This window comes from Okeania sp. KiyG1 (assembly GCF_014132355.1).
Lineage (GTDB): Bacteria > Cyanobacteriota > Cyanobacteriia > Cyanobacteriales > Microcoleaceae > Okeania.
Map to the genome: position 1 here is coordinate 1 of NZ_BLZO01000059.1, position 24,000 is coordinate 24,000.

At 36.2% G+C, this 24,000-nt stretch carries 21 protein-coding genes and 2 pseudogenes; 11 read left to right on the forward strand and 12 right to left on the reverse strand.

Annotation, left to right across the window (positions count from 1 at the left end; translation table 11 throughout):
* Positions 1-306 precede the first annotated feature (306 nt).
* Complete coding sequence (locus tag SAGCYANO_RS11780; RefSeq protein ID WP_202220252.1) at positions 307-504, reverse strand: hypothetical protein; 198 nt, start codon at positions 502-504, stop codon at positions 307-309.
* 372 nt (positions 505-876) lie between these two features.
* Positions 877-1,743 (reverse strand): methyltransferase domain-containing protein, encoded by an 867-nt coding sequence (locus SAGCYANO_RS11785; protein WP_202220253.1) that lies wholly within the window; start codon positions 1,741-1,743, stop codon positions 877-879.
* A gap of 768 nt (positions 1,744-2,511) precedes the next feature.
* Here SAGCYANO_RS11785 and SAGCYANO_RS11790 point away from each other — a divergent pair.
* From SAGCYANO_RS11790 to SAGCYANO_RS11820, 7 genes and pseudogenes are all read left to right on the forward strand, one after another.
* Positions 2,512-2,703, forward strand: coding sequence for a hypothetical protein (locus SAGCYANO_RS11790; protein WP_202220254.1), 192 nt, complete (start codon positions 2,512-2,514; stop codon positions 2,701-2,703).
* A 113-nt stretch (positions 2,704-2,816) separates the two neighbouring features.
* Positions 2,817-4,147 (forward strand): annotated as a pseudogene (locus tag SAGCYANO_RS11795) (TrkH family potassium uptake protein).
* 218 nt (positions 4,148-4,365) lie between these two features.
* A complete protein-coding gene (locus tag SAGCYANO_RS11800; RefSeq protein ID WP_202220255.1) occupies positions 4,366-4,539 on the forward strand; it encodes a hypothetical protein in 174 nt (57 codons plus the stop codon).
* Positions 4,540-4,754: 215 nt separating this feature from the next.
* Positions 4,755-5,453: a TrkA family potassium uptake protein gene (locus tag SAGCYANO_RS11805; protein WP_202220256.1), complete on the forward strand. Its 699-nt coding sequence runs from the start codon at positions 4,755-4,757 to the stop codon at positions 5,451-5,453.
* 632 nt (positions 5,454-6,085) lie between these two features.
* A pseudogene (locus tag SAGCYANO_RS11810) lies at positions 6,086-7,133 on the forward strand (homogentisate phytyltransferase).
* Positions 7,134-7,338: 205 nt separating this feature from the next.
* Positions 7,339-7,530 carry a hypothetical protein gene (locus tag SAGCYANO_RS11815; RefSeq protein WP_202220257.1) on the forward strand — a complete coding sequence of 64 codons (192 nt, stop codon included), beginning with the start codon at positions 7,339-7,341 and terminating at the stop codon, positions 7,528-7,530.
* 131 nt (positions 7,531-7,661) lie between these two features.
* Positions 7,662-7,871: a hypothetical protein gene (locus SAGCYANO_RS11820; protein ID WP_202220258.1), complete on the forward strand. Its 210-nt coding sequence runs from the start codon at positions 7,662-7,664 to the stop codon at positions 7,869-7,871.
* A gap of 219 nt (positions 7,872-8,090) precedes the next feature.
* Here the strand turns inward: SAGCYANO_RS11820 and SAGCYANO_RS11825 are convergent, their stop codons facing one another.
* The 8 genes from SAGCYANO_RS11825 to SAGCYANO_RS11860 form a co-directional block, all read right to left on the reverse strand.
* Positions 8,091-8,663: an ABC transporter substrate-binding protein gene (locus SAGCYANO_RS11825; protein WP_202220259.1), complete on the reverse strand. Its 573-nt coding sequence runs from the start codon at positions 8,661-8,663 to the stop codon at positions 8,091-8,093.
* Positions 8,664-8,704: 41 nt separating this feature from the next.
* Positions 8,705-11,167, reverse strand: a complete 2,463-nt coding sequence (locus SAGCYANO_RS11830; RefSeq protein ID WP_202220260.1) for a tetratricopeptide repeat protein — start codon at positions 11,165-11,167, stop codon at positions 8,705-8,707.
* Positions 11,164-11,685 (reverse strand): ATP-binding protein, encoded by a 522-nt coding sequence (locus tag SAGCYANO_RS11835; RefSeq protein ID WP_202220261.1) that lies wholly within the window; start codon positions 11,683-11,685, stop codon positions 11,164-11,166. The genes SAGCYANO_RS11830 and SAGCYANO_RS11835 overlap by 4 nt, the downstream gene beginning before the upstream one ends.
* Positions 11,686-11,693: 8 nt before the next feature.
* Positions 11,694-11,897 (reverse strand): hypothetical protein, encoded by a 204-nt coding sequence (locus SAGCYANO_RS11840; protein ID WP_202220262.1) that lies wholly within the window; start codon positions 11,895-11,897, stop codon positions 11,694-11,696.
* A gap of 22 nt (positions 11,898-11,919) precedes the next feature.
* Positions 11,920-12,117, reverse strand: a complete 198-nt coding sequence (locus SAGCYANO_RS11845) for a hypothetical protein (RefSeq protein ID WP_202220263.1) — start codon at positions 12,115-12,117, stop codon at positions 11,920-11,922.
* Positions 12,118-12,126: 9 nt separating this feature from the next.
* Entirely contained in the window at positions 12,127-12,336 is a 210-nt protein-coding gene (locus SAGCYANO_RS11850; protein WP_202220264.1) for a hypothetical protein, read from the reverse strand.
* A 22-nt stretch (positions 12,337-12,358) separates the two neighbouring features.
* The gene (locus SAGCYANO_RS11855) at positions 12,359-12,556 is read right to left on the reverse strand and encodes a hypothetical protein (RefSeq protein WP_202220265.1); all 198 of its coding nucleotides are present in this window, start codon (positions 12,554-12,556) and stop codon (positions 12,359-12,361) included.
* Between the two features lie 81 nt (positions 12,557-12,637).
* Positions 12,638-13,795: an AAA family ATPase gene (locus SAGCYANO_RS11860; RefSeq protein WP_237396071.1), complete on the reverse strand. Its 1,158-nt coding sequence runs from the start codon at positions 13,793-13,795 to the stop codon at positions 12,638-12,640.
* Positions 13,796-14,320: 525 nt separating this feature from the next.
* Here SAGCYANO_RS11860 and SAGCYANO_RS11865 point away from each other — a divergent pair.
* From SAGCYANO_RS11865 to SAGCYANO_RS11880, 4 genes are all read left to right on the forward strand, one after another.
* Positions 14,321-14,524 carry a hypothetical protein gene (locus SAGCYANO_RS11865; protein ID WP_202220266.1) on the forward strand — a complete coding sequence of 68 codons (204 nt, stop codon included), beginning with the start codon at positions 14,321-14,323 and terminating at the stop codon, positions 14,522-14,524.
* Positions 14,525-14,876: 352 nt separating this feature from the next.
* Positions 14,877-17,096, forward strand: coding sequence for a LodA/GoxA family CTQ-dependent oxidase (locus SAGCYANO_RS11870; RefSeq protein ID WP_237396073.1), 2,220 nt, complete (start codon positions 14,877-14,879; stop codon positions 17,094-17,096).
* Positions 17,097-18,152 (forward strand): NAD(P)/FAD-dependent oxidoreductase, encoded by a 1,056-nt coding sequence (locus tag SAGCYANO_RS11875; protein WP_202220268.1) that lies wholly within the window; start codon positions 17,097-17,099, stop codon positions 18,150-18,152. It begins immediately after the preceding gene.
* A gap of 210 nt (positions 18,153-18,362) precedes the next feature.
* Positions 18,363-18,896 carry a hypothetical protein gene (locus SAGCYANO_RS11880; protein WP_202220269.1) on the forward strand — a complete coding sequence of 178 codons (534 nt, stop codon included), beginning with the start codon at positions 18,363-18,365 and terminating at the stop codon, positions 18,894-18,896.
* A gap of 364 nt (positions 18,897-19,260) precedes the next feature.
* Here the strand turns inward: SAGCYANO_RS11880 and SAGCYANO_RS11885 are convergent, their stop codons facing one another.
* Positions 19,261-19,923 carry a hypothetical protein gene (locus SAGCYANO_RS11885; protein WP_202220270.1) on the reverse strand — a complete coding sequence of 221 codons (663 nt, stop codon included), beginning with the start codon at positions 19,921-19,923 and terminating at the stop codon, positions 19,261-19,263.
* Between the two features lie 637 nt (positions 19,924-20,560).
* On the reverse strand, positions 20,561-23,497 hold the full coding sequence (locus SAGCYANO_RS11890; RefSeq protein WP_202220271.1) for an ATP-binding protein: 2,937 nt from the start codon (positions 23,495-23,497) through the stop codon (positions 20,561-20,563).
* Positions 23,498-24,000: the final 503 nt, after the last annotated feature.

Sequence of the window (24,000 nt, forward strand, 5' to 3'; positions counted from 1 at the left end):
ATACTTGTATAATTCTACTAGGTGTCTCTAAAAATATTATTCTGTATTCTTCGCATAAGTATTTCTAAAAAATTTATCAAAAAAACAAAAAAGTAGATAATAAAGTTTTAAATACTTAAAACTGTTTTTTGCTCACTAATTAAGATATTTTCTACACAACTCAAATCTGAGTACTATAGCTATGTTGTTTACTTTTAAGCAACATTTCAATTATTAATTCAAAGGGTATATGCACCATTTTAATCTACTGTTAATTTTCACCCTTGCTTTCCAAACAAATTACTCTAAAACTGATTTTTTGTCAGATTATTCTATACTGGCAACGCGGAAACCCATTTGACACTCATACTGATCTGGTTGAGTATCTGATAACTTAGGAACAGGATGACCACAGCGTAATTGACCACCTTTCCATCGTGGTTGACCACTTCTATCGGCTAACAAACAACCTTGACAAACTTGTTGAGGAGCAACTAGCTGATTTTCCATTAAAATAACTAACATAAATTACACCTCCAGGAATATCCTATGTGGTGTATATATTGTAAGCGATGATTATAGCAGAAGTAGGCATATTGCTACAGAATTTAACATTTACTGAATATGCAGTGATGAAATAAGCTAATGAAGTCAAAAGTTAGATGAAGTCAAAAGTTAAAAGTTAAAAGTCAAAAGTCAAAAGTCAGAAATTAACTCAAAAGTCAGATAAAGTCAAAAGTTAAAAGTCATGGGATGAAGTCAAAAGTCATGCATTAAGATTTTATAGACTCGAAACTTTAATCCCATAGTAATTTCAGGAAATTATTTCATATCTAATATATAGTATGAAAATTTTGACTCACTTCCACTGATTTAAAAAGAATTTATAGTAATCAACTATTTGCTTCCCCGCAATAGACCAAATTTTATTAATCCTCGTTCATATCCACTACTCATTAACTCTAGGGAAAGAGCAGCTTGAATTGTTGTCCAACCACTAAAGAGTAAATTCATAATCACTTTAGGGTCAAAAGCTGATTCAATCACAACATCCCAGAAAGGAGCAGCAGCAGTTGACCAGTCAGTAGTACAGATATTTTGAAAGCCGATATTTTGGGCGATCGCTTCATACTCTGGCAAAGAAATAACATAAGGCAGAGCATAGACGCGATAAATTTCGGCCAGATGTCTCCTTTCATCGTCAGTTAATTGTCCATCGGAGCCACCAACTGGACGATGACACCAAGTAGCCATAATTATAGTTCCACCTGCTTTGAGGACTCTATAGCATTCTTGCAAAAATTTCTGTTTATTAGGCATATGTTCTCCACTTTCGAGAGACCATACTAAGTCAAATGATTCATCAGCAAAGGGCATTTCTAAAGCATTTGCCACTATAAAATTAGTAGATTGACTTAAGTTGGCTACATCAGCTCGTTCTTTAGCTCTTTGGGCCTGGACGGGAGAAAGGGTAATACCTGTGGCAGTGGCATTAAACTTTTCGGCCAAGTACAATGTACTACCGCCTATACCACAACCGACGTCCAGAATAGAGGTAGGAGGCCAAAAATTTGATTTTTCATTTAATGCTCCCCATTGAAGTAGTTCTTCAATCATGTCTATTTGAGCTTGTCGTCTATTTTTTTGCTGCTGACCATCTTGTCCATAATAGCCATGGTGCATATGTTCGCCCCACGCTTGTTCCCAGAGACTGGAGGAAGCATCATAGAATTGTTGAATTTGTTCAATTAAGGTTGAGGTCATTTCAGTTATCAGTTATCAGTTATAAGTTATCAATTATCAGTACCTCTGGCTGTTTGCGCAGCATGACCTAGGAAACCCAGAGGCTTGAAATAATGAAATTTATTCTTTCTTGGTCGATTGGATATGCTGAGGGGACTTCAGCATCCCTCGACCGCTTTTCATCCCCTTCAAAGGCAGGGCTGTTTCAATAAGAGCGAAAAATAGAGAAAGAGATAGAAATATGGGTATAAATGGTAAATTTTGGCACACATAGTCAGGATTTAGGCAAAATTTATCAATTATTCTTGAAGGTCAAAAATACGAATTGTTGTAATTTGAGCCAATTGAATTAGATATTTAGCCAGAGTTTAACGATACTCCAACACTAAAAAATCGACAAATTTAGGCAAATGCGTGGTAAATTTTCCTATTCCCCTACCCCCTCATCTCCTGTTCTCCTTAAATCGTTAACTTACGATACTTTGAAACAGTCCTGCCCTTCAAAGGGGAGGCTTTGGACCTAGTTTTTTGGTCATAATTATTAATCAAGGTTAAGGATTGATTTTTTTGACTATTATATATTTAATATCATGTTCGGTTGAATACTTAATAAATAAGTGATTAGGGAGTAGGGGGTAGGGAGTGGGAAGTAGGAAAAATCAATAAATTTGCTCTGCAATTGAAATGATAGTTTTTCATAACTAATTATCTGGAAATAATATCACACAAAAGTTAAAGGTTAAAAGTTATTTTTTCTAAGGAAAAAAATTGAAATATTTGTAATTTTATATGTTAATTTATGCCATTATTAATGTACATTGCCAGAAATTATTTGTGATTAAAAGTAAGCATTTCCTGTGGAATGCTGCGCAAAAAGCTATTAACATTTTCGTTTGTCATGCTCCGCAAATAGTCTTTGAACATACAGAACTTAATAAGGTTAGTTTGTTACCTTTTTCTTTTCTGTGGAATTCTGCTTAAACATAATTTTGAATTATCCTTATAAAATAATAAGCTGATAACTGATAGCTGACTGATGTTTGCGCAGCATGACCTAGGAAATGCTTACTAAATATACATACTAAAAAATTGAAATGAGTTTAGCTAGAACTGTATGTCAGGGTTTTATTGCTGTTATTATTATTGGTGCGATATTACTCATGTTACCTATTTCCATGAGTGATGGAAATTGGAGTCATCCTGTAACTGCTTTATTCACAGCAACTTCTGCTGTTTGTGTGACGGGACTTTCTGTTGTAAATGTGGGGGAATATTATTCTTTTTGGGGACAATTTTTCCTATTATTATTGGTTCAAATTGGAGCTTTGGGTTATATGACTGCTACTACTATTCTTTTGTTGTTGCTTGGTCGTAAATTTCGTCTTCGGGAAAAAGTGGCTCTTCAGCAATCTTTGGAACAGGTAGGATTGGCTGGTGTGGAACCTTTAATTAAGTCTATTTTTGCTACAACAATTGTGTTTGAATTGACTGGTATTTTGTTACTTTTGTTTGTTTTTGTTCCAAATTATGGGTTTAAAGATGGTCTTTGGTATTCTATTTTTCATAGTATAAATGCTTTTAATAACGCTGGTTTTAGTTTATATACAGATGGGTTTATTAAATATGCAAAATCTCCTTTATTAAATTTTGTGATTACAGGCTTGATTATATTTGGAGGATTGGGTTATCAAGTGATTATGGAAATGTATTTATGGCTGAAAAGTCGTTGGCAAAAAGAGCAAGTATTTCACACTTTTTCTCTACATTTTAAAGTGGTTACTAATACAACTATTTTTCTATTGATATTTGGTTTGATTGCTTTTTTATTGCCGAATTTAATAATTTTAATACTTTGGGTAGTTTCAATCTAGGGCAAAAATTAATTGCTGTTTGGTTTCAATCTGTTACTACTAGAACTGCGGGTTTTAATACTATTGATATGGGTCAGTTGACTGATGCTGGTTTATTTATTACGATTGTTTTAATGTTTATTGGTGCTAGTCCAGGTAGCACTGGAGGAGGTATTAAAACTACAACTTTTAGAATATTATTTAACAGTACAAAAGCAGCTTTACAGGGTAGGGAAGAAGTTTTATGTTATCAACGTAAGATTCCAGTGATAGTTATTATTAAAGCTATTGGTGTGGTTTTTGCCTCAGCTTCATTAGTGGCGATCGCTACTATTTTAGCTGCTTTTGCTGACCCAGAATTAGAGTCAATTAAAATTTTATTTGAAGTTGTATCTGCTTTTGCTACTGTCGGTTTATCTACAGGTATTACTTCTAATTTTACAATTCCAGGACAGTTAGTATTGATTTTAACTATGTATATAGGTAGGGTGGGTGTCTTACTATTAGTATCTACTATTTTTGCTGAACAAAATCCTAGTGCGGTTCAGTATCCAGAAGAGAATTTATTTGTATAATTGTTTGAGTTATAGGGAGTAGGGAGTAGTTAAACAATTAATAATGAATAATTAATAATGAATAATTAATAATTAACAATTACCTCTCCTTGAAAATAATCTGAAACTAAACAATTTACAGTAATTGGTTTGGGTCGATAGGGAGTAGGGAGTAGGGAGTAGGGAGTAGAAAAGAAGAAAAATAACTTTACCTTAGTAACTTGAGAAATGCTATATTGATGCTAAAGTTAAAAAAACTAATACCATTTCTCCATGAAGTTGCACTTAATATAAAGATGAGAATAGTCAGTGCAATAATATCCGATCGACAATTCTTAAGGGCAGCTTTACAAATAATTGGTATTAAGAGAATAAATTTAGTTAGTTTTCAAAACTTTTCTCAGCATTGGTAAAATCTGAAAATAGATATTTTGGAGGCAACGTTATTTTTGCTATTTATAGCAATGTGCGCTGGCATATTTACAAATTACAGGAACTGCCCAATAGCTAAAATCTTATTATTATGAGTTTTTATTCCCCTCCAGGGAGGGGTTAGGGGTGGGTTTCCTGTTGCCTGTTGCCTACGCGCAGCGCTATACAATATAGAAGCTATAACGTTGAAATTTTAGTGAAATTATCGTCTTGGAATTTTTGGCAAAATTTAAAATCTGAAACTAAACAATTTGCAGTAATTGGTTTGGGAAGATTTGGTAAAGCAGTGTGTCTAACTCTGCATAATTTAGGTTATGAAGTTTTGGCTATTGATAGAGAAGAAAAAAGAGTAAATCAAGCCTTAACTGACAAAATATCTTCTCATGCTTTAGAGCTTGATTCAACAGAAATTAATGCTATTAAACAAGCTGGTATTTCAGATTTTGATACAGTAATTGTGGCAATTGGTAATTATTTGTCAGAAAGTATTATTACTACTCTTAATCTTAAGGAAGTGGGAGTGAAATGTGTAGTAGCTAAAGCCTCTTCAGAGACTCATGTCAAACTTTTAAACAAGATTGGAGCAGACTATGTCGTATTTCCAGAGAAAGAAATGGGTTGCGAAATAGCACGATTATTGAGTAAACCTAGAATACTCGATAAATTTGATATAGACCCAGATAATAGTATCGTAGAAATTATTGTACCAGAAAAATTTGATGGTAAAACTATTGCTGATTTAGAACTATGGAATAAATATGGTTTAAATTTACTGGCAGTGAGCGACCGGGGTGAAAAATTTCAAATTAATCCTAAGCCTAGTACAATTTTAACTAAAGGAATAATAATGATTGTACTTGGTTCTAATCAAGATATTAATCGCTTGCCAAATTAATGGGTACATCTCAATTTTTAATAAAGCCAAAAATTTATTGCTTTTAGGCAACAGGCAACAGGCAACAGGCAACAGGGAATACATAGGAAAAAGTATTTTTATAAATACTTAGATGCACTCAAATTAATAATTAAATAATTCTGGTTTAAAGCCGACCCTTTTAAGGATAAAAAAGCGGTCGATCTTCGGAGCTTCCCGAAGGGTGGGATGGATGGGTTTCCTAACCATATCCAATCGACCAAGAGAAGAAATAATGTTTCCTTATATTCAATTCCGTAACGGTTAAAACCAGAGGTAATTATCCATTATCCATTATCCATTATCCATTATCCATTATCCATTAATGAAAGCGCTTTTCATTTAAGTAAACTACAAAATTATTTTTACTTAGGGAGTAGGGAGTAGGGAGTAGAGAGTAGAAAAATGCTTTTATTACCGAAAAATTGTGGTTTAAAGTCTACCCTTTTAAGGGGATAAAAAGAAAAATTTTCCTTTTAGTCAATCCTCTACTTTAAAAGAAGAGGTAATTATTCATTATTAATTATTAATTATTAATTATTGAATGTAGTCTATCTATGTGAAAACCGCTATAAAATAATCGTAAATTCAGAGAAAAATAATTTCAGGTAGTTATGGAAGAAATTTCACATTATCAAGAAGTAAAAATAAAAACTAATTTGGTGCAAAAATATTTCCCATGGCTATACAGTTTTTGGAAGTTTGCACGTCCCCATACAATTATTGGTACAACATTAAGTGTATTGGCAATATATCTAATTGCTATGGGCGATCGCTCTGATTTTTTCAATCAATCTTTTTTATCTATAGTTTAATTCTGTTATTGGTAACTTGGATAAGTTGTCTATGCGGAAATATTTATATAGTAGGATTGAATCAATTAGAAGATGTGGAAATAGACCGAATTAATAAACCTCATCTACCTATAGCTGCGGGTGAATTTTCCCGATTTTCTGGTCAAGTAATTGTGGCAATAACGGGAATTTTAGCTTTAAGTTTGGCTCTAGTTGGCGGACCTTTTTTATTAGGTACGGTGGGAATAAGTTTAGTAATTGGTACATTTTATTCTTTGCCTCCTATTAGATTAAAAAGATTTCCTTTTTGGGCAGCGTTATGTATTTTTACTGTGCGGGGAGTAATTGTTAATTTAGGTTTATTTTTAAGCTTTGTTTGGGGATTAGAAAAAGTTGAGGAAGTTACAGGAAGTTGGCATCAATGGATAGAAGGATTAGGTGAAATAATTCTCTTCAAAAAAAGCTTGATAATTCCAGAAATTCCTCCCACAGTATGGGCGCTAACTTTGTTTGTGATAGTCTTCACTTTTGCTATTGCAATTTTTAAGGATATTCCAGATATTGAAGGAGACCGTAAATTTAATATCACTACATTTACAATTAAATTAGGAGCATTTGCTGTCTTTAATTTGGCAAGGTGGGTATTAACTATTTGCTATATCGGTATGATTATATTTGGTGTAACTTGGTTGGCAAATATTAATTTAATTTTTTGGTAATAAGTCATGTATTAGCTTTGGGTATAATGTGGTGGCGTAGTCAAAAAGTAGACCTGGAAGATAAAAAGGCGATCGCTGATTTTTATCAATTTATTTGGAAATTATTTTTCCTAGAATATTTAATTTTTCCTATGGCTTGTCTTTTGTAAGTTAAAAGTCAAAAGTCAAAATTCAAAAGTAAGAAAGTTGATAATTTTGGTAAGGTACACACATCGCCTCTTTTGTAAGTCAAAAGTCAAAAGTTAAAAGTTAAAAGTAAGAAAATTTATAATTTTGTCTGATTTTTAACAACTAAACTACCCCGAAATTTGAGATAAATATCTCGTAACAATTTGAAAAAGAATGTTATAAATTGTGCAATTACTGATTTTATTTATCGGTAAAAATGAACAATTTGACCAAAATAAACTGGTAGATATTGTTAAAAATATCCCAGGAATTGAAAATATCCGAGAAGGAGAATTTATTGGCTCTATCCAGGAGTTTGAATTTAGGGAGGGAACTCACACGGATTATGGCACATACGGATTAAGAGTCTACTACTAGACTGACACAGCTAAAACTGTGCACTCTTATTTTTATTTCTAGGTGTCTTTATCTCCCCTACTCCCCCACTCCCCCACTCCCCCACTCCCCTACTCCCTAATGCACCATTTTAGCTGTGTCGGTCCACTACAGTGGGTCTGAGTAGCGATCGCGAAACTATTAGCATTTCTGGGTTAGGAGATGCCAGTTTAAAAATTGCTTTGTCAATTCAAAAACCCTATCCTCAACCAATTATCGCCGTGGATTCCGATTACAGTTTTGAGCTAGTTTTAGATAAGATAAACTCCCTGGAAAAACTGCGTCAAAAAATCTTAGAGTCGTCTTATCAAACAGTCAATTGAGATTAATATTTTGAGTAATATCGCGATGGTTTTTTATAGTCAGGACTTACGAAATTAACCTTAAAAACGCCATATGTAGGGGCAAATGGCATTCGCCCTCACAGGATTTAGTATCCGTGCGTAAGTCCTGATAGTTCTAGTTTTATTATGCAGCAAAAAGTGAGGCCAAATAATTAATACCAAGACAAGAACGGTTAGCACGGGAGCAAGATGCTCCCACTATTGTTCTCCTACTTGACTAAAATCTAAATCAGAACAATCTGGGTTTAATGATGATTCAACAACTTCAACCAGAATAGCTTTACCTTCCCGCTTCTCTCCTGAAGAAAAGCTAAGATTTTCTCCTGACGTTTTATTAGCTGGAAGATTTACGTCTTTAACTTTTTGCAAAACTCTAGACCTACTAGGATTTTTGCCTGAATTAGACAAGGCATAAATAAAAGCCTGAGTCGCGTCATAACTGGCCGCAGTGAGCCAACTAACTTCTCCTCCCCATCTATTTTTTACTTCAGTAGAAAAATTTTCTGCTTCTGGCATCCCTTTAAACCATGGTACTGCCAAAATTAAACCTTTAACTGCTTGCTCACCTTGTTTTAAAACATTGCAATAATAAAGATCGTGACTACCAAGTAATTTTAATTGTTGTTCTTCCGGTTGTTGATGATTTTTCTTGGCAATTTTAATCACTGAGTCAACTGTTTCTGAATCTGGAAATAGTATAGCAACCTTAATTTTTTGTTCTATGGCAGACTCAACTACTAGGTCTAAGGATTGTTCTTTTAAGTCGGCCAAGTCTACTTCTTCAATCAGCTTGCTAGAGTTGGAGTTGAGGTTTAAGTAATATTTAAAATCTTTTTTATTCTTTCACTAGATAAACTTTTGCTATCATAAAATATGATAACTTTTTCTACATCTAATTGTTTAACATATTCGGCTAGCTTTTCACTTAATATCTCGTTATCAATAGTTATAAATAAAATTTCACTCAATTCTGTATTTGTACTTGTGGGAGAAATCATCGCTAAACTTTCTTCTTCATATACTTCTAATGCCTTCTTGCTAGTATTGCCTACAACCCCTAATATAGATGTATCTTTAACTATTTCGCGAGCTACTTTGAGAGATGTTTCAGGGTCATTGCTGCTACTATCGACAATTAGAATTTCTAGCGGCTTTGTTGAAAAAGATTCATTGCTGTTAAATTTATGTTGCGCCTGAGCAACACCTCGCAACATTTCTTTAGATTTTTCATCCCGATCTGCTGGGACAATTACTGCCAAGACTTGACGATTAGTAGATTGACGAGAAAGAGAATTGTTGTAGTAAATCAATGCTTCTGGTTCATCAGAATCATTTTTTACAAGTTGTCCAAAACATTCAGCAGCTTCTGAGTATTTCTTTTTTTGGAACTTTTGATTACACTTGAAAATACCTTGATTATTTTCATCAAATATTGTCCCTTCGCCACTACTAAATCTTTTTTTCTTTTCATTATCTGATAGTACTGGTTCCGGTTGAGAACTAGGAGCAGGTCGAAATTTTAACCCTAAAAAGAAAGAAATTACTATCAACATAAAAGATATCAAAATTGCTGAAAAATTTATAATATTTCTACGCTTTTTGTACAGTTCAATTTGACTATTTATCTCGCGATTTTCTTCCTGCTCCCTAAGATTATCTTCCTTACGATCAAGTAATGTCAGTTGAAGTTTAGCTTTTCTGTTTGTAGAATCAATGTCCAAAATTTTTTCAGGGAAGATTCTTACTTCCGCAATAACATCTCTATTGGTTAAATCTCTATTTTTAATTAAATAGTCGCCATAACGAACCAATGATTCTGTATATTCAGCTTTGACAGATTCAGAGTTTACTTTGTAAGCTAGTTCATATAATTTTAATTCTTCCTCAAATTCTTGATTTTTCAGGTGTGAGTTGGCTAAACCCACCAATAAATTTATGTATTCATCTTCAGCATTTTCGGGGTTTACTTCGCGATATCGTTCATATAATTCTGATGCTTCCTGAAATTTATGCTCTTCTAGATGTAACTTAGTAGCTTCCAGCAATAACTTTATGTATCCATCTTTTACACGTTCAGGGTTTACATTGTAAGCTAGTTCATAGAACTCTAATGCTTCCTTAAATTTTTTATCCTTCAGATGTGATTTGGCTAAATCGACCGATAAATTTATGTATTCATCTTTTATACGTTCGGGGTTTACTTGGAGAAATCGTCTATATAATTTTGATGCTTCCGGAAAGTTATGATCTTCTAGGTATAACTTAATAGCTCCCATCAATGACTTTATGTATTCATCTTGGGCACGCTCGGAGTCTACTTTGTAAGCTCGTTCATATAATTTTAATGCTTGGAGAAAGTCTTCTCTTATCAGATATAACTCATCTTTGTTTTCCTTCGGGTATGACTTAGTTCTTTCCAGGTGTAACTCAGCTTTGTTTAGGTATAACTCAGCTAAACTGAATAAAGCACTAAAATGATTGGGATTAAGTTCTAAAGCCTTCTCATAGTGATACAATTCATCATCTGTCTGCCTTTTATTCCGCCATATATTTGCTTTTTCGTAGTAGTCACTAGCATTTGGATCAAGTTTTTCAAATTCCCATATACTTGACTGTATTGGGTGATATTTAACCAACCAATGACGAACAAACTTAATTGTAACTTTATACCCATCTTCATCTAAAAATTTATTTTCGATCAGATTTTTGGATGCCTGATGCAGATTTCCATGCTCTACATTTCCATGCTCTACATCTACCCCAAACTCCTTGAGCAACTCTAATGGGTTTTGCACAGATGACTGATTTTTTTGTTTAGCTCTCTCTTGAGCTGTTGCCGCTGCTGAGAATACAATTCTTTCTAAAATCGGCAATCCATTCCGAAACGGTATTAACCCAGGTTCAAGAAGCTCAATAGTAGGATCTATAACTTGGTTTACATCTTCAGGAAGAATCTCAGTTTTCTCCTGATACCGTGCTTCTACAAATAGACTATAGCATATACCTTGTGTAAAATAGGGGTGGCCTGCTGACAGTTTTATAATTTCCTTGATTGCTGCTTCATTGTACTTTAGTGAAACTTCTTGATGGTTTTTTAGGAACTCTTCAAGAGGATTTGTAATCAACCTTTGAGCACTTAACTCCTCTAGTAAACCTATTCTCTGTTGAGGTTTACCCCTAAATAAGTTGTTCTGTAGTTTTGGCATATCATCTAGTCGTCTACCTACAACTGGAATGATAAAAAGCCGCTTTTCGTAATAAATAATTGATTTCAAATATCGAAAGAAATCTTCAAATTCTGATTTAGAATTTTTCCATCTAATACATCAAACTCGTCCAGTAATAATACTAATTTTTTGTCACCCAATTTCTCATATACTTGCTCCAAGAATTCCCTAAATTTAACCCCGTCTTGTTCTAAGTCTTGCTCTAAATCATCAAGGAAAGTTAAATCAATTACATCAGGATTATCTATAAATTTTTCAACAGTAAGTTTTTCAACAATATCTTTAGCAAGTCCGTGGACTACTTCACGCAACGAGCATTGGTTTTTATCTTGAAAGTCTGATAGAACACAAACAAACTCATTATCCAAGTTGACCTTATTAGGAATATGCCTTAATACAGAGGATTTACCTATACGTCTTTGACCATGGAGCAGAATAACTTGTTCATTATTTTTCAAGTTATCTTCTATAAACCCGAACAGACTTTCTCGACCGAAAAATAATTCTGGTTCATCAATAGGACGACCAATAACGTAAGGATTTCGCCTTTTTTTAGGAGATTTCATATTAATTGTCAATTCCTTAAAACTATATCTTTACTATTACTAATTATTGGAATCTCTAATTCACTATCTTCCTTGAAAAATGTAGTTAGTCCAGTAGGGTGTGTTAGGCGCTTACCATAAATTACTTTTGAACTGTCAAAGATTACATTGCGCCGTAACGCACCGTTGAGTAGTCCAGAAACATTTGGAATAGATGGTGCGTTACATTTCATTAACGCACCCTACTGGATTGTTTCACCTAAAATAGTGCAGAGCGCTTTTTTCGTCACCCCATCCCCCCATCACCCCATTTTCTAATGCAACATTTAAGATGAAACAGTCCACTACTGGCTTACCATAAATTACTGTTGAACTGTCAAAGATTACATTGCGCCGTAACGCACCGTTGAGTAGTTCAGAAACATTTGGGATAGATGGTGCGTTACATTTCATTAACGCACCCTACTGGATTGTTTCACCTAAAATAGTGCAGAGCGCTTTTTTCGTCACCCCATCCCCCATCACCCCATTTTCTAATGCAACATTTAAGATGAAACAGTCCACTACTGGCTTACCATAAATTACCGTTGAACTGTCAAAGATTACATTGCGCCGTAACGCACCGTTGAGTAGTTCAGAAACATTTGGGATAGATGGTGCGTTACATTTCATTAACGCACCCTACTGGATTGTTTCACCTAAAATAGTGCAGAGCGCTTTTTTCGTCACCCCATCCCCCCATCACCCCATTTTCTAATGCAACATTTAAGATGAAACAGTCCACTACTGGCTTACCATAAATTACTTTTGAACTGTCAAAGATTACATTGCGCCGTAACGCACCGTTGAGTAGTCCAGAAACATTTGGAATAGATGGTGCGTTACATTTCATTAACGCACCCTACTAGACTTAAGAATTATATATTTACTAATTATTGGAATTTCTAATTTGAAGATATCTAATGAAAAAATTTTATGCCAAGTATGGTGCTAGCTTACCAACCCATTTGGCAATAGATTTAATCGCCTCCTTATGCTCTGACAAATAGTTAATTACATCTTTAACTTTGTCTACTTGTTTACGACTCATAAAATTAGCAAAGACCATCTCTCTTTGCTTTAGTATTTCCGTATTAGTATTTTCAATCTCTTTAATTACCCACCACTCCATTATTGTGGAAGTAAATGAATAATTTGTTTTTTCTTGTTCTACAGTTTGTTTAATCACGCATCGTTCTTCTAAGTCCATTAATTCTCGTTCTTTCTGGCTGAAAATAACACTAATATCACTCAAATCATAGCGCGTTTTTTGTACACGACCTTTCAATTGATACAGTGCTATTAACATTAATAACGCCTGCTCTAATTCATTAGCAAGTTGCCATGTATCTTGAAAAAAATGTTCTGTTGCTTCTACAAACTCCTTGGCAAATATCTCAGCATTAAGCGTTTCTCCAGAACGTCTTTTGTTATGCAAAATAGACCCAGTATTTTGTAGCAAAGCTGGATTTCCACCTGCAATTTCTTCAATTCCATCTCGTATTTCTCTTGTCATTTGCATTCCACTAAGCAACATCCCTATTTCCTTATCATTGAGTGGCTTTAATCGTTGAAATCCAAAATGATTGTACCAAGGAGATCCATTTGGTGTAAGATTAGGACCTTTTTCATTCAAGCGCCGCAATGAAGTTACAATCATTGAAAGGTATTTTCTTTCTTCCGAGTGATACGCTAAATTGCGACATTCACTCAAAAATACTTCTACATCAGTTTCAGTATACCGAGAATGGGAGTTAAGAGTAGCATCATAATCATCTAAAAGTAGCACTAAAAATTTCTTTTGCTCACCTATTTTTCTCAAAATATAGCGTAGGTGTTCTTTAGTTGATTTGGGCTTTTGCAGTGATTTTTTTATAAGTTGTACGATAGAATCATCTTTAGTTTTTTCTCCAATTGAATAAATAATTTTGCGCCAGAAATTTGCAGGGATGAAAGGCTTAATTTCTAGGCAATTTAGATAAATAATTATGGCTTCAGATCGATCTATATTTTGTGACTGCCAGATTTGCTCAGATGTCAGTAAGTTTAGGAAAGAAGTTTTTCCCATACCAGGGCCACCCCAAACAGCCAAATTACTGCGACTGTCTATTTGGTCAAACGCTATATTTATTAAACTTTGGTGTCCTACAAAACTTTCTGGAGCAACTGGCTGGCCAACGGTGAAAGGATTTCTTTTCTGTCTTTAGTCATAATTTAAGGAATAAAGGATTTATATAATGTCCAAATAATATAGTGATATGTTTGTGGCTTAAGCAATTTCTATTATAAATGACTAAAACTAATGCTATGCTTAGAGCTGATTTGTAAACTTCGCCAAAAGTGTTATATTATCTAGCTTTTAGCAATTAAAAATTTACTTGACAAAAATCCTGGAATCTAAGTATAGCAAGTAATTCAGTGCCTTAATATTTACTTTATAAATCAGCTCTTAGGTGACACTTCAATTATTAAGTAATTAATAGAGGCAGATTAACGAAGTCAAAAGTAAAAAGTAAAAAGTAAAAAAATTATAATTTTGTCTGACTTTTAACAACTAAACTACCTCGAAATTTTAGATAAATATCTCGCAACAATTTGAAAAAGAATGTTATAAATTGTGCAATTACTGATTTTATTTATCGGCGAAAATGAACGATTCGACCAAAATCAACTGGTGGATATGGCCAAAAATATCCCAGGAGTTGAAAATATCCGAGAAGGAGAATTTGTTGGATCTATCTTGGAGTTTGAATTTAGGGAGAAAGCTCACACGGATTATGGCACGGATGTACGGATTAAGAGTCTACTACAGTGCGTCTGAGTAGCGATCGCGAAACTATGAGCATTTCTGGGTTAGGAGATGCCAGTTTAAAAACTGCTTTGTCAATTTAAATTAGTCATATATTTGAAAAATTTTATTATACCTTCATTTGTTTTGTTAGAAAAATCTTATTTTAAAGTATTATTTTTATATGAATTTTTTTCTGAAAATGTTAGTTTTTTCTGAACTTTTTTCTGAACTTTTATATGAACTTTTTTGCTTGCTTTTCTATTAGTTGTAGTTTATTCTAATTATTAGAATAGCTAGAGATTGATTATTATTATGGTGGTACTGTTTCACTTTTAGATACAGTAAGGAAATGCCATTGATAAGTTCTCTTATGTAGGTCTTGTTGGATTTTAATTGTTTTTTATCTAGTTTAAAATCTTCATTATTAGAAGTATCTTCACAAGAAAGATATTTCTTATGTACTTTTGCATCAGATTATTGTTTATTGAATATGGAAAATCCTAAATTTAGAATTTATCCCTCCATAGGGATTGCACGCCTTGGGAATGGTCCGGCTGAAAAAGACCAGGTCATCTTCAGCCCAGAAATCCCATGGGCAAATCTGTTTGAAACAGATAATGAATATTTGACCGATAAAGGCGAGATCAAAAAACAAGCCCAGCGGTTTTACATTTATCAATGTGATGAAGCAGGCAACCCTATAAAGAAGATTGACCCAGCGGAATATGACATTGAGTGGACTGCAGAAGTGGCTAATAAAAAGCCTTTTTGGTACAATTTCAACAACAGCCTAGACCTTTCTATTCAGTTGGAAAACCACCAAAACCTCAGTCCTAATTTTTACGATGAACGCATTGCTCCCGCCATTAGCACCACATACCGCAACCCCAATGTCCTGAATGAAGGTCTGCGCAAACCAGAAGGAGAAAATTTCCGGAAGGAGTTGGTCAACAGTCCTCCCCCGATTACAGTTTCTTCATCTTCCACCCGTAAGGAGATTTGCGGTATGTTCCCTTATCCACATCCTCCAAAAGATGGCGGACCCAGAATCAGCAAAATCGCTTCAAAAATGAAGAAGTCTTGTGTGAATGTGAAGTTGGGTACCGTTGAATACGATGAAGGAACCCTGATTTTTTATGGAGCAGACGGCACTTCGGCTTCTTTGAATCCTTCCGATTTGAACACTGATTTTGCCGATAACTCCAATTGGTACGATGATATTTGTGATGGTATCATCACGGCTAAAATCACCCACAAAACCACGAAAGAAAGCTATGATTTGACTGATGCCCAATCCGCTGCTTGGATCGCAACCACTCCGCCAGATTACGCTCCCCAAATCCAGCCCCTTTCTACCCTTTTTGACCTGATCGTAGGGGCGGCAGACGAGCGATTTGCTCCAGAACTGAGCCTGGTATTCCCTTTGCTATATCGCCTCTACCGCATGCAATGGGTCAATGCAAGTGATTTCCTCGCCCCTTCTTTCCGGGAAACGATCGATCAACTCTATGCTCAGAACAAATTTCATTGCATTTATTCCAACAGCCCAGAATGTGCGGAGGTTCGCCAACAAATTTTTAATCTGTTTCGGAATCCTATCTACAATTATGACAACGAACCTGTCATTCCTAGCAATCAAAAGACAGACCTCACGCAGTTGGGTACTGAAACAGACGAACTGAAATACCCAACTTATCCTGGGGACGGAATTAATTATCCTGGCAGTCCAGCCCAGTGGTTTGCCATACCTCCTTTTCTCTACGAACAATTGAAACAATGGAGAGACGGCAACTTTACTACTCCAGCCGATTTCAATTTTAAGGACATGGATGAAATGGGTCGTTTTTACCAACGTCAATTTCTGGAAGCAGCTCAAGACCCTGCCAGGAGTCCGTTGCTGATGACTAGAGCTGTTCTGGAGACTCTGTATGGAGGTGGTTTCCACCCTGGGGTAGAGCTTACCTGGCCTATGCGCCATAATCAGATGTATGCGGAAAATCGTCGCATCTATGAACTTGTAAACGAGGGCAAAGAACTCTCCTATGGAATTTATGGTTTATGGGAAGTTCGCATCAATGCCGCGAGTCCAGAACGCAAAAAAGAGATTTTCTACAATGATTTTGGATTTGAAATGGTTCCCTATGACGTCCAGGAATCTCTTGACCCATCCAATCCCAAGTATTGGCTCTGGGAAGCCACTCCTGGAGACTTGACTAAATGGATGGGAATTCCCTGGCAATCGGATGCAGGAAGTTGTCAGACTGTATTCATTGATATGCAGTATCCAGTACCTGCTTGGTGGGCTGCCAATTTGCCTGTCACCATATTGACGGCTGAAAGCCTCAAAAAAGTCCAGGATAAAAGTCTCATTCCGGAAACCCGCCGATATATTTACGCCAACCGCTTGCCCTGGCTTCATAGTGCCGATACTGGATTTGTAGGTTATCACGCTGAAGCTGGCTACCAGAATGGGTTGATTGCCATGGTATATAAATGGAAAAGCGTTGGTATGGTTACAGGTCGAAGGTCTGGCGTGGGTCCTGAACTCGAAATTCCTGATATCGTCTATGTAGCTTACGACGGAAAAGGTGGTATTCATTAGATGGCTTCGATCCATAGTGATGTTGCGATCGTTGGTGGAGGAATCGCCGGGTTGTGTCTTTCTGTGCTTTTGCAAAGAAAGGGGATTGAATATTTCCTTGTGACAAGAGAAATGCAGCAGAAAGTCATGGCGCTGGCGGAAACTCTGCCACCTTCTGCATTGGCGATGATACAGCAGCTTGGGTTGCGGGAGGTTTTTGAGGAAAGTGCCCTGGAAAAAACTTTAGGATATCATTCCCTATGGGGAAGTTCTCAGGTTCAGGACGTCAACTTTTATTTTCACCACCCCTATAATTATGGTTTGAAACTGGACAAACAGTTATTGCTGAAAAAATTGGAGAGCTGCTTGGATAGTCACAGGATTGTGCAGTGCAAGGATTGGTCTTGGGAGGAAGAGAACCGATGTATTCGGGTAAATTCAGCACAAAAGCCTTTTGATCTATACGGGCAGATTTTTGTGGATGCCACGGGAAGGAAAAAAGCGTTATTGAGGAAACTGGGAATTGGCAGCACGGTGCATGACCAACAGATCGCTTTCAGTTGTCATCTTCCTCGTATCCGACACCCTAAAATCAAGCATGGAGTATTTACAGAGGTATTTAAGGGTGGATGGGGAATTGTATCCAGTTTGGATCAAAGGACTAATGTGATGACACTTTATGCTGAAAAGGGCAGCCCTCAAAGCTTGAAAATGCGGGAATATGATCATTGGCAAACTTTGCTTTCCGAAACACAGATATTGCAAGCTTTTCTGGCTGGTGAAGTTTGGTCTCCGGTCTTTGTATCGGCTGCCAATTCGATTTGCAGTAATGAAATTGCTGGCTCGAACTGGTTGGCCTTGGGTGATGCGGCGATCGCTTTCGACCCCTTGTCCTCACATGGGATAACCAATGCGGTATACACTGCTTGGCAAGCAGCGGAGGCTATTGAAGAGCGCTTGGTTAGTGATTCGGATGTTGCATTGGGAGTCTATTCCGAAAAGTTGCGGAAAATTTTTGGCGCTTACCTGGCGACACGGTTGATTTTATTTGGAAAAAGGTTGATTTTAGGGGGTTGACAAAAATTATTCTATTATGAAGCCTAAAGCATTGGTCTTCATTGTAAAATGGTCTCATACCAATTTTAAAAAAGAATGTTACAAAACATCAAATATACAGAATATATAGATATTTGTAGCAAACATTTATCAAATTGGTATCACACTGCTCAACTTTAACGTTAGAACGCTGGTTCTATCAACACTTATGTAAAAAGGAGAGATTTGGAAATGAACAAGATTATTTCGATTGTGTTGTCACTGATGGTTGCTGTACCAGCAGTATTTTCTCCTATGCTAGGAGCCCCAGCACATGCTAGTTCACTCTGCGATTCTTGTAAAATCTTGAAGCTGACCTATGAAGGTAAGGATTTTGGTTATATGGGACTAAATGGGAAAGGCATATTTTATGGTGGTGCAGATATATCTGATGCCGTCGAATTTAAAGAGGTGAAGTATCAAAAGGCGGATGATGCATATTATTATGAAGTTGCAAAGGACAAAAACCACTACTTGGATATTAAGGGGACTTCATCGGTACTGTTCTCTGATAAGCCGATATTTTCAGTGGACACTTCGACCATAGTCGCATGGCAACTGATAGGTTCAGAGCTGCATGCAATAATTGGTGGACAGGATACACGCAAGGTTGTAAGTCGTAGTGCCACAGATGAGGACAGTAAAATTTTATATGGTAACTTCCCTGAACCACTGGGGGACGGGCATCCTTGTGGTATTAGGATATTGGAGAAAAAGAGTAGCTAGTGCGATCGTCTGAATCTTGTTTAGAGAGGTCTAGTGGTTTTAAGTTGGGAATGGTGATGGTTGTCGGTGATGAGTGGAGGCGATCGCTCTGAGGTCATTAGTAACAAACCTAGAGACTAAACTTGATTCAGAAAACTCAGAAATCGTTAAACCAACAAGAAATTCCCCGGAGGCTTATTGCCGGGGAGTTTCATTTCTTGCTATGTGGTCATTTCAGTTTAGGTTGAGATGAGTTTGAAAGGATTTCAGCTCTCCACTGCTTATTTTACAGCGCTTTTCAGATTGATGAACCACATCGTCACAGCCAGAACCTTGTAGGAGACTTTCCATGGAACGTCCCTACTGTGGTTTACCCAAATCAAAACTACTGTAAGGGCAAGATTTCACCTGTGGATTGTGCACTTCCGTTGGGAGGTGGTGGTGGTGCACCTGCACTTGCTTTGTCAGCAAGCATACGGTACTGGTGCGACCCCTTACCCGTTTGTATTTGTCCCGATAATGTGTACAAGTATAGGTTCCCAGAAACCGAGTAATCATTGGGCTCATTATTGACATAGAAATCAATGCTCACGGATGACATCTGCTGTGCTTTCGCCAAAAATGCTTCCATGAGTTGGGAAATCTGCTCTTCAGATAGACCTGCTGATTCCATGTTGTGCCGCGTTTTGCTATAAGACGCTGAGGCGCCACCTCCAAAAATAGAACCAAAAAGTGATAAATTTCCCTGAACGCTAGTTTTTGCGGTTTCTTCAACCTTTTTTCTTTCGGAAGCCTTTAGAAAAGCTAGTGCCATTTGGTTAAGATCTTCAACGTCCTTACTCGACATAGCAGAAATTTGTAGTGTTGCTTTTATTGTGCCAGATGTATGGGCTGGAACATCATAAGCTAGACCAGTTAGTTCTCCCATGCCTGATGCTTCAATATTGAAAGCATCTTTTACTTCTCCACTTGTAAAAGGGGCAGAATGAAGTACAAGTTTTGGAGTTATAAAGACCATCTCAGCAGGGTAAACCTCTATTTTGCTCATAACTTTCTCCTGTTTGTCAATTAGACCACTTCAAAAAAGATGGTGAAGCCCCTACTATTAAAGCTTCACAATAGTAATTTTTGGAGAAGTCCATTTTTTTGCTTTTTAATTTATGCAGAGTGTCATCACTGTATTTTTACTACCATCATAGATTTTACCCTGTAAAGTTTATTATGAATATAATAAAGAAAAAAACTAGCTTTTGTCATACAACTTAACTTTTAATCCTACATTTCGCACGACAAAATGTAGTATGAATGCAAGTAGTCAGTAGTCAATAGTCAGTAGTCACTAGGGAATGATTCTAGCTAATTATCTCGCTCCATCAAGTATTTATACTTAATATTTGACTGAGAATTTGACTCCACAGAAAGGTCAATGAATAGGATATCTTCAGTATAAATACTTACAAATCTCCCAATTTTTCTACTACTTTTAATACTACAACTTGACGTGCGGAATGTGGGTTTAATAAAAAAACTGATTAGAAATGTCCAAAAATACTAAGCCAAGCTTTCATACCTGAAGCATTAGCCCCACCGTTCCAAACTGTATTTTTGGAGAAGTTTAATACCTTCGCCATTTCCGGTACAAGCAACAAACCCCCAGGAAATTATCACCCGGGGGTTTTTAAGTTTTAACTAAGTTTTGGAAATGGTTCTGCTGAAAAAGATTTATTCCTAACTGGAATTTCCATAACAAAAGTTGCTCCTTGCTCAACATTCAAAAAATATAACTTTCCCCCATGATTTTCCACGACAATTTGATAACTAATTGAAAGCCCTAATCCCATTCCTTTACCAACATCTTTAGTAGTAAAAAAGGCATCAAATAATTTGGGTTGGATATGTTCGGGAATACCAGAACCATTATCTGCAATTTCAATTCGCACCCATTCAGAATCAACCAAGCAAGTTCTGATAGTAATTGTAGGAGAGTAACTTCCAGACTGGCAGTTCCTACAGAAATCATCCAAGGCATCGATCGCATTAACCAGCAAATTTAGGAATACTTGATTAATCTCTACCGCATAACATTCAACTAAGGGTAAATCGCCGTAAAGTTTCAATATCTCAATTTCTGACCGTTCTGAATTAGCTTTCAAACGGCTCCCTAAAATCACCAAAGTGCTATCCAAACCTTGATGCAAGTCTACTTTCTTTACCTCTGATTCATCCAAGCGAGAAAAAACTCGCAACGACAAAACAATCTGAGTAATTCTATCTGTTCCTACCCGCATTGACTCCAGCAATTTAGGATAATCAGCTCTAATAAAATCTACGTCAATTTCATCAAACAATTCAGCCACCATAGGCGGAGTTTCTGGAATTTCCTGTTGATAGGTGTCGATCAAAGTCAGTAAGTCCTCTATATAAGTTTTAGCGTATTGGAGATTACCATGAATAAAGCTGACAGGATTGTTAATTTCATGGGCAATTCCAGCTACTAACTGACTTAAACTAGAAAGTTTTTCTTTAATCAGTTGGGTTTGAGCTTGGCGTAAGTTTTGCAATGCTTCTGATAATTCAGCCGTCCGTTGTTCTACCCGAATTTCTAATTCCTGGGCAAGTTCTTGGAGAGCAATTTCCGCACGTTTGCGTTCAGCAATTTCCTGTTGCAATTGTATATTTTGTTTATCTAGTTCTGCCTCAGCTCGTTCACGACTTTCTTCACTTAAGACTAACCACCACACCCCTATACCAATAGGTAAGAGTAGGGAAAAGAAAACTACTTGAATGACACTCCCTACAACTTGCTTGGTGTAACTTGAGATTGCCCATAACTGTTCTATCTGTAGATAATAAAGTAATCCCAAAAATGCAGCTAGAATGCCTGCAATAGAAACAAAGATTCCCAAAAATTTGATAATTCTTTGACCTAGTAGAGGTGAAATTTTGCTCCTAATTAGTTTCTGGCTGAAGCTACTTTTCTCCTCAGCAATTTCAGGTGTTTCTTTCTTACATTGATCGTCACAGCGAGCATCTAAACTACAGCATAGTGAGCAAATATATCCGTCATAAACAGGACAAAATGCCATATCTTCGGCTTCATAGCTTTCGGTACAAATACAGCAGGTGAGTAAAGAGTCGTTGAGGTTAAGAGTCCGGACGGTGTTTTGTCGGGCAATGTAATATTTGCCTTGGGTAACTAAGGCAATTATTGGGGATAGACAGAATGCAACAGTAAGAGCGATAAAGGGGGAATAAGCTTGTAGGAATGGGCCAAAGAACCCAACAAATGCCATAATGGCAATAACCGAAGCGATCGCCATTGCACCAAAACCTACGGGATTAATGTTATAGAGGTAAGCGCGTTTAAATTCAATGTAAGAAGGACTGAGTTTGAGGGGTTTATTTACGACTAGATCGGCGACTATTGCTCCTACCCAGGCAATGGCAACATTAGAATATAGACCTAGAATAGATTCTAAGGTTTCAAATATTCCTAGTTCCATTAATAGTAGAGCGATCGCTACATTGAAAATTAACCAAACTACTCTACCTGGGTGAGAATGGGTGAGGCGAGAGAAAAAGTTAGACCAAGCGAGAGACCCTGCATAAGCATTGGTGAGGTTAATTTTGATTTGGGAAATTATTACAAATAGAGTTGCGACGAATAAGACAATTTCAGGTTGGGAAAACATATCTGCGAATCCTGCCAGATACATCTGGATGGGTTCTTTTGCTTTTGCCATAGTGTTGCCGTGGGCGATCGCTAATGTTGCTAAAAAGGCTCCTCCTAACTGTTTGGCACCACCTAAAACGACCCACCCTGGTCCTGCTACTAGCATTGCTATCCACCATTTCCTGGAATTATTTTGTTTTTTTGGGGGTAAAAACCGCAAGTAATCAATCTGTTCCCCAAGTTGAGCAATTAAGGAAAAGGAAACTGTTGCTGCCATACCAAATAAAATAGGATCGAATTGGTTTCCTGTTGGAGAATTTCCAGTAAAGTTAAACCAATCATTTAGAGCTTCTGGTTCTTTATGAAGGACAAATAAATAGGGAGAGACCATCAAAAACAACCAAATAGGTTGAGTCCACAATTGCAATTGATTAATTAAGGTAATTCCATAAAAAACTATGGGGATAATAATGATTGAAGAAATCAGATAACCCCAAGCTAAAGGAATGTGAAAATATAGTTCTAGAGCTTGAGCCATTATTGCTGCTTCTAAGGCAAAGAAAATAAATGTGAAAGAAGCATAAATTAAAGAGGTAATAGTTGAACCGATATATCCAAATCCTGCACCCCTAGTTAGTAAATCTATATCAATATTGTATTTAGAGGCGTAGTAGGCAATGGGAAGACCTGCTAAAAAAATAATTAGACTGACTACAATAATTGCCCAAAAAGAGTTAGTAAAGCCATAGTTAATGACTAAAGAGCCTCCTATTGCTTCTAATGCTAAGAAGGAAATACCCCCTATTGCAGTATTTGCTACGAGAAATTCTGACCATTTCCGAAATGATTTTGGAGCATAACGGAGAGAATAATCTTCTAGGGTTTCCGTGGCAACCCAACTGTTGTAATCTCGGCGTTCTTTAACTATTTTCCGATCTGTGCTTGTCATTATAATTTATGTGGTAAAATAATAAGCTGGATATTGCAAAGTGCTCAGTAGAAAATTAATACAAAAACTTATTACTGTCTAGTCATTAGGGCTGGCTGAATAAATCTAAAAGTCTTTACATATAAAGATTATAGTCTTTTTCAATCCCAAAAAACTGCAACTTTTCCAGCTAAAAACTACCAAAAAGTTAGGATTTTAGGGAGGTCAAGGGTAGAAAAATCAAGGAAAAATTATTCATCCTACTTTACTCTGTCTTCCCACACTTCCCACCCTCCCCACACTTCCCATTTATCAAATATAAAGCCAGTTTGGGCTACATTTGGGCTTTAATTTTGCTAAAGTCCCACTATTCAATAATTGATAATGAACAATGGATAATGGATAATTACCTCTCCTTGAAAGAAGAGGATTGAACGTAAGGAAAATATTTTATTTTTATTTTCTTCTTTGACTTGATATTACTAAACTAGGAAACTCTATATTCACTCAGAGATTACTTTGAA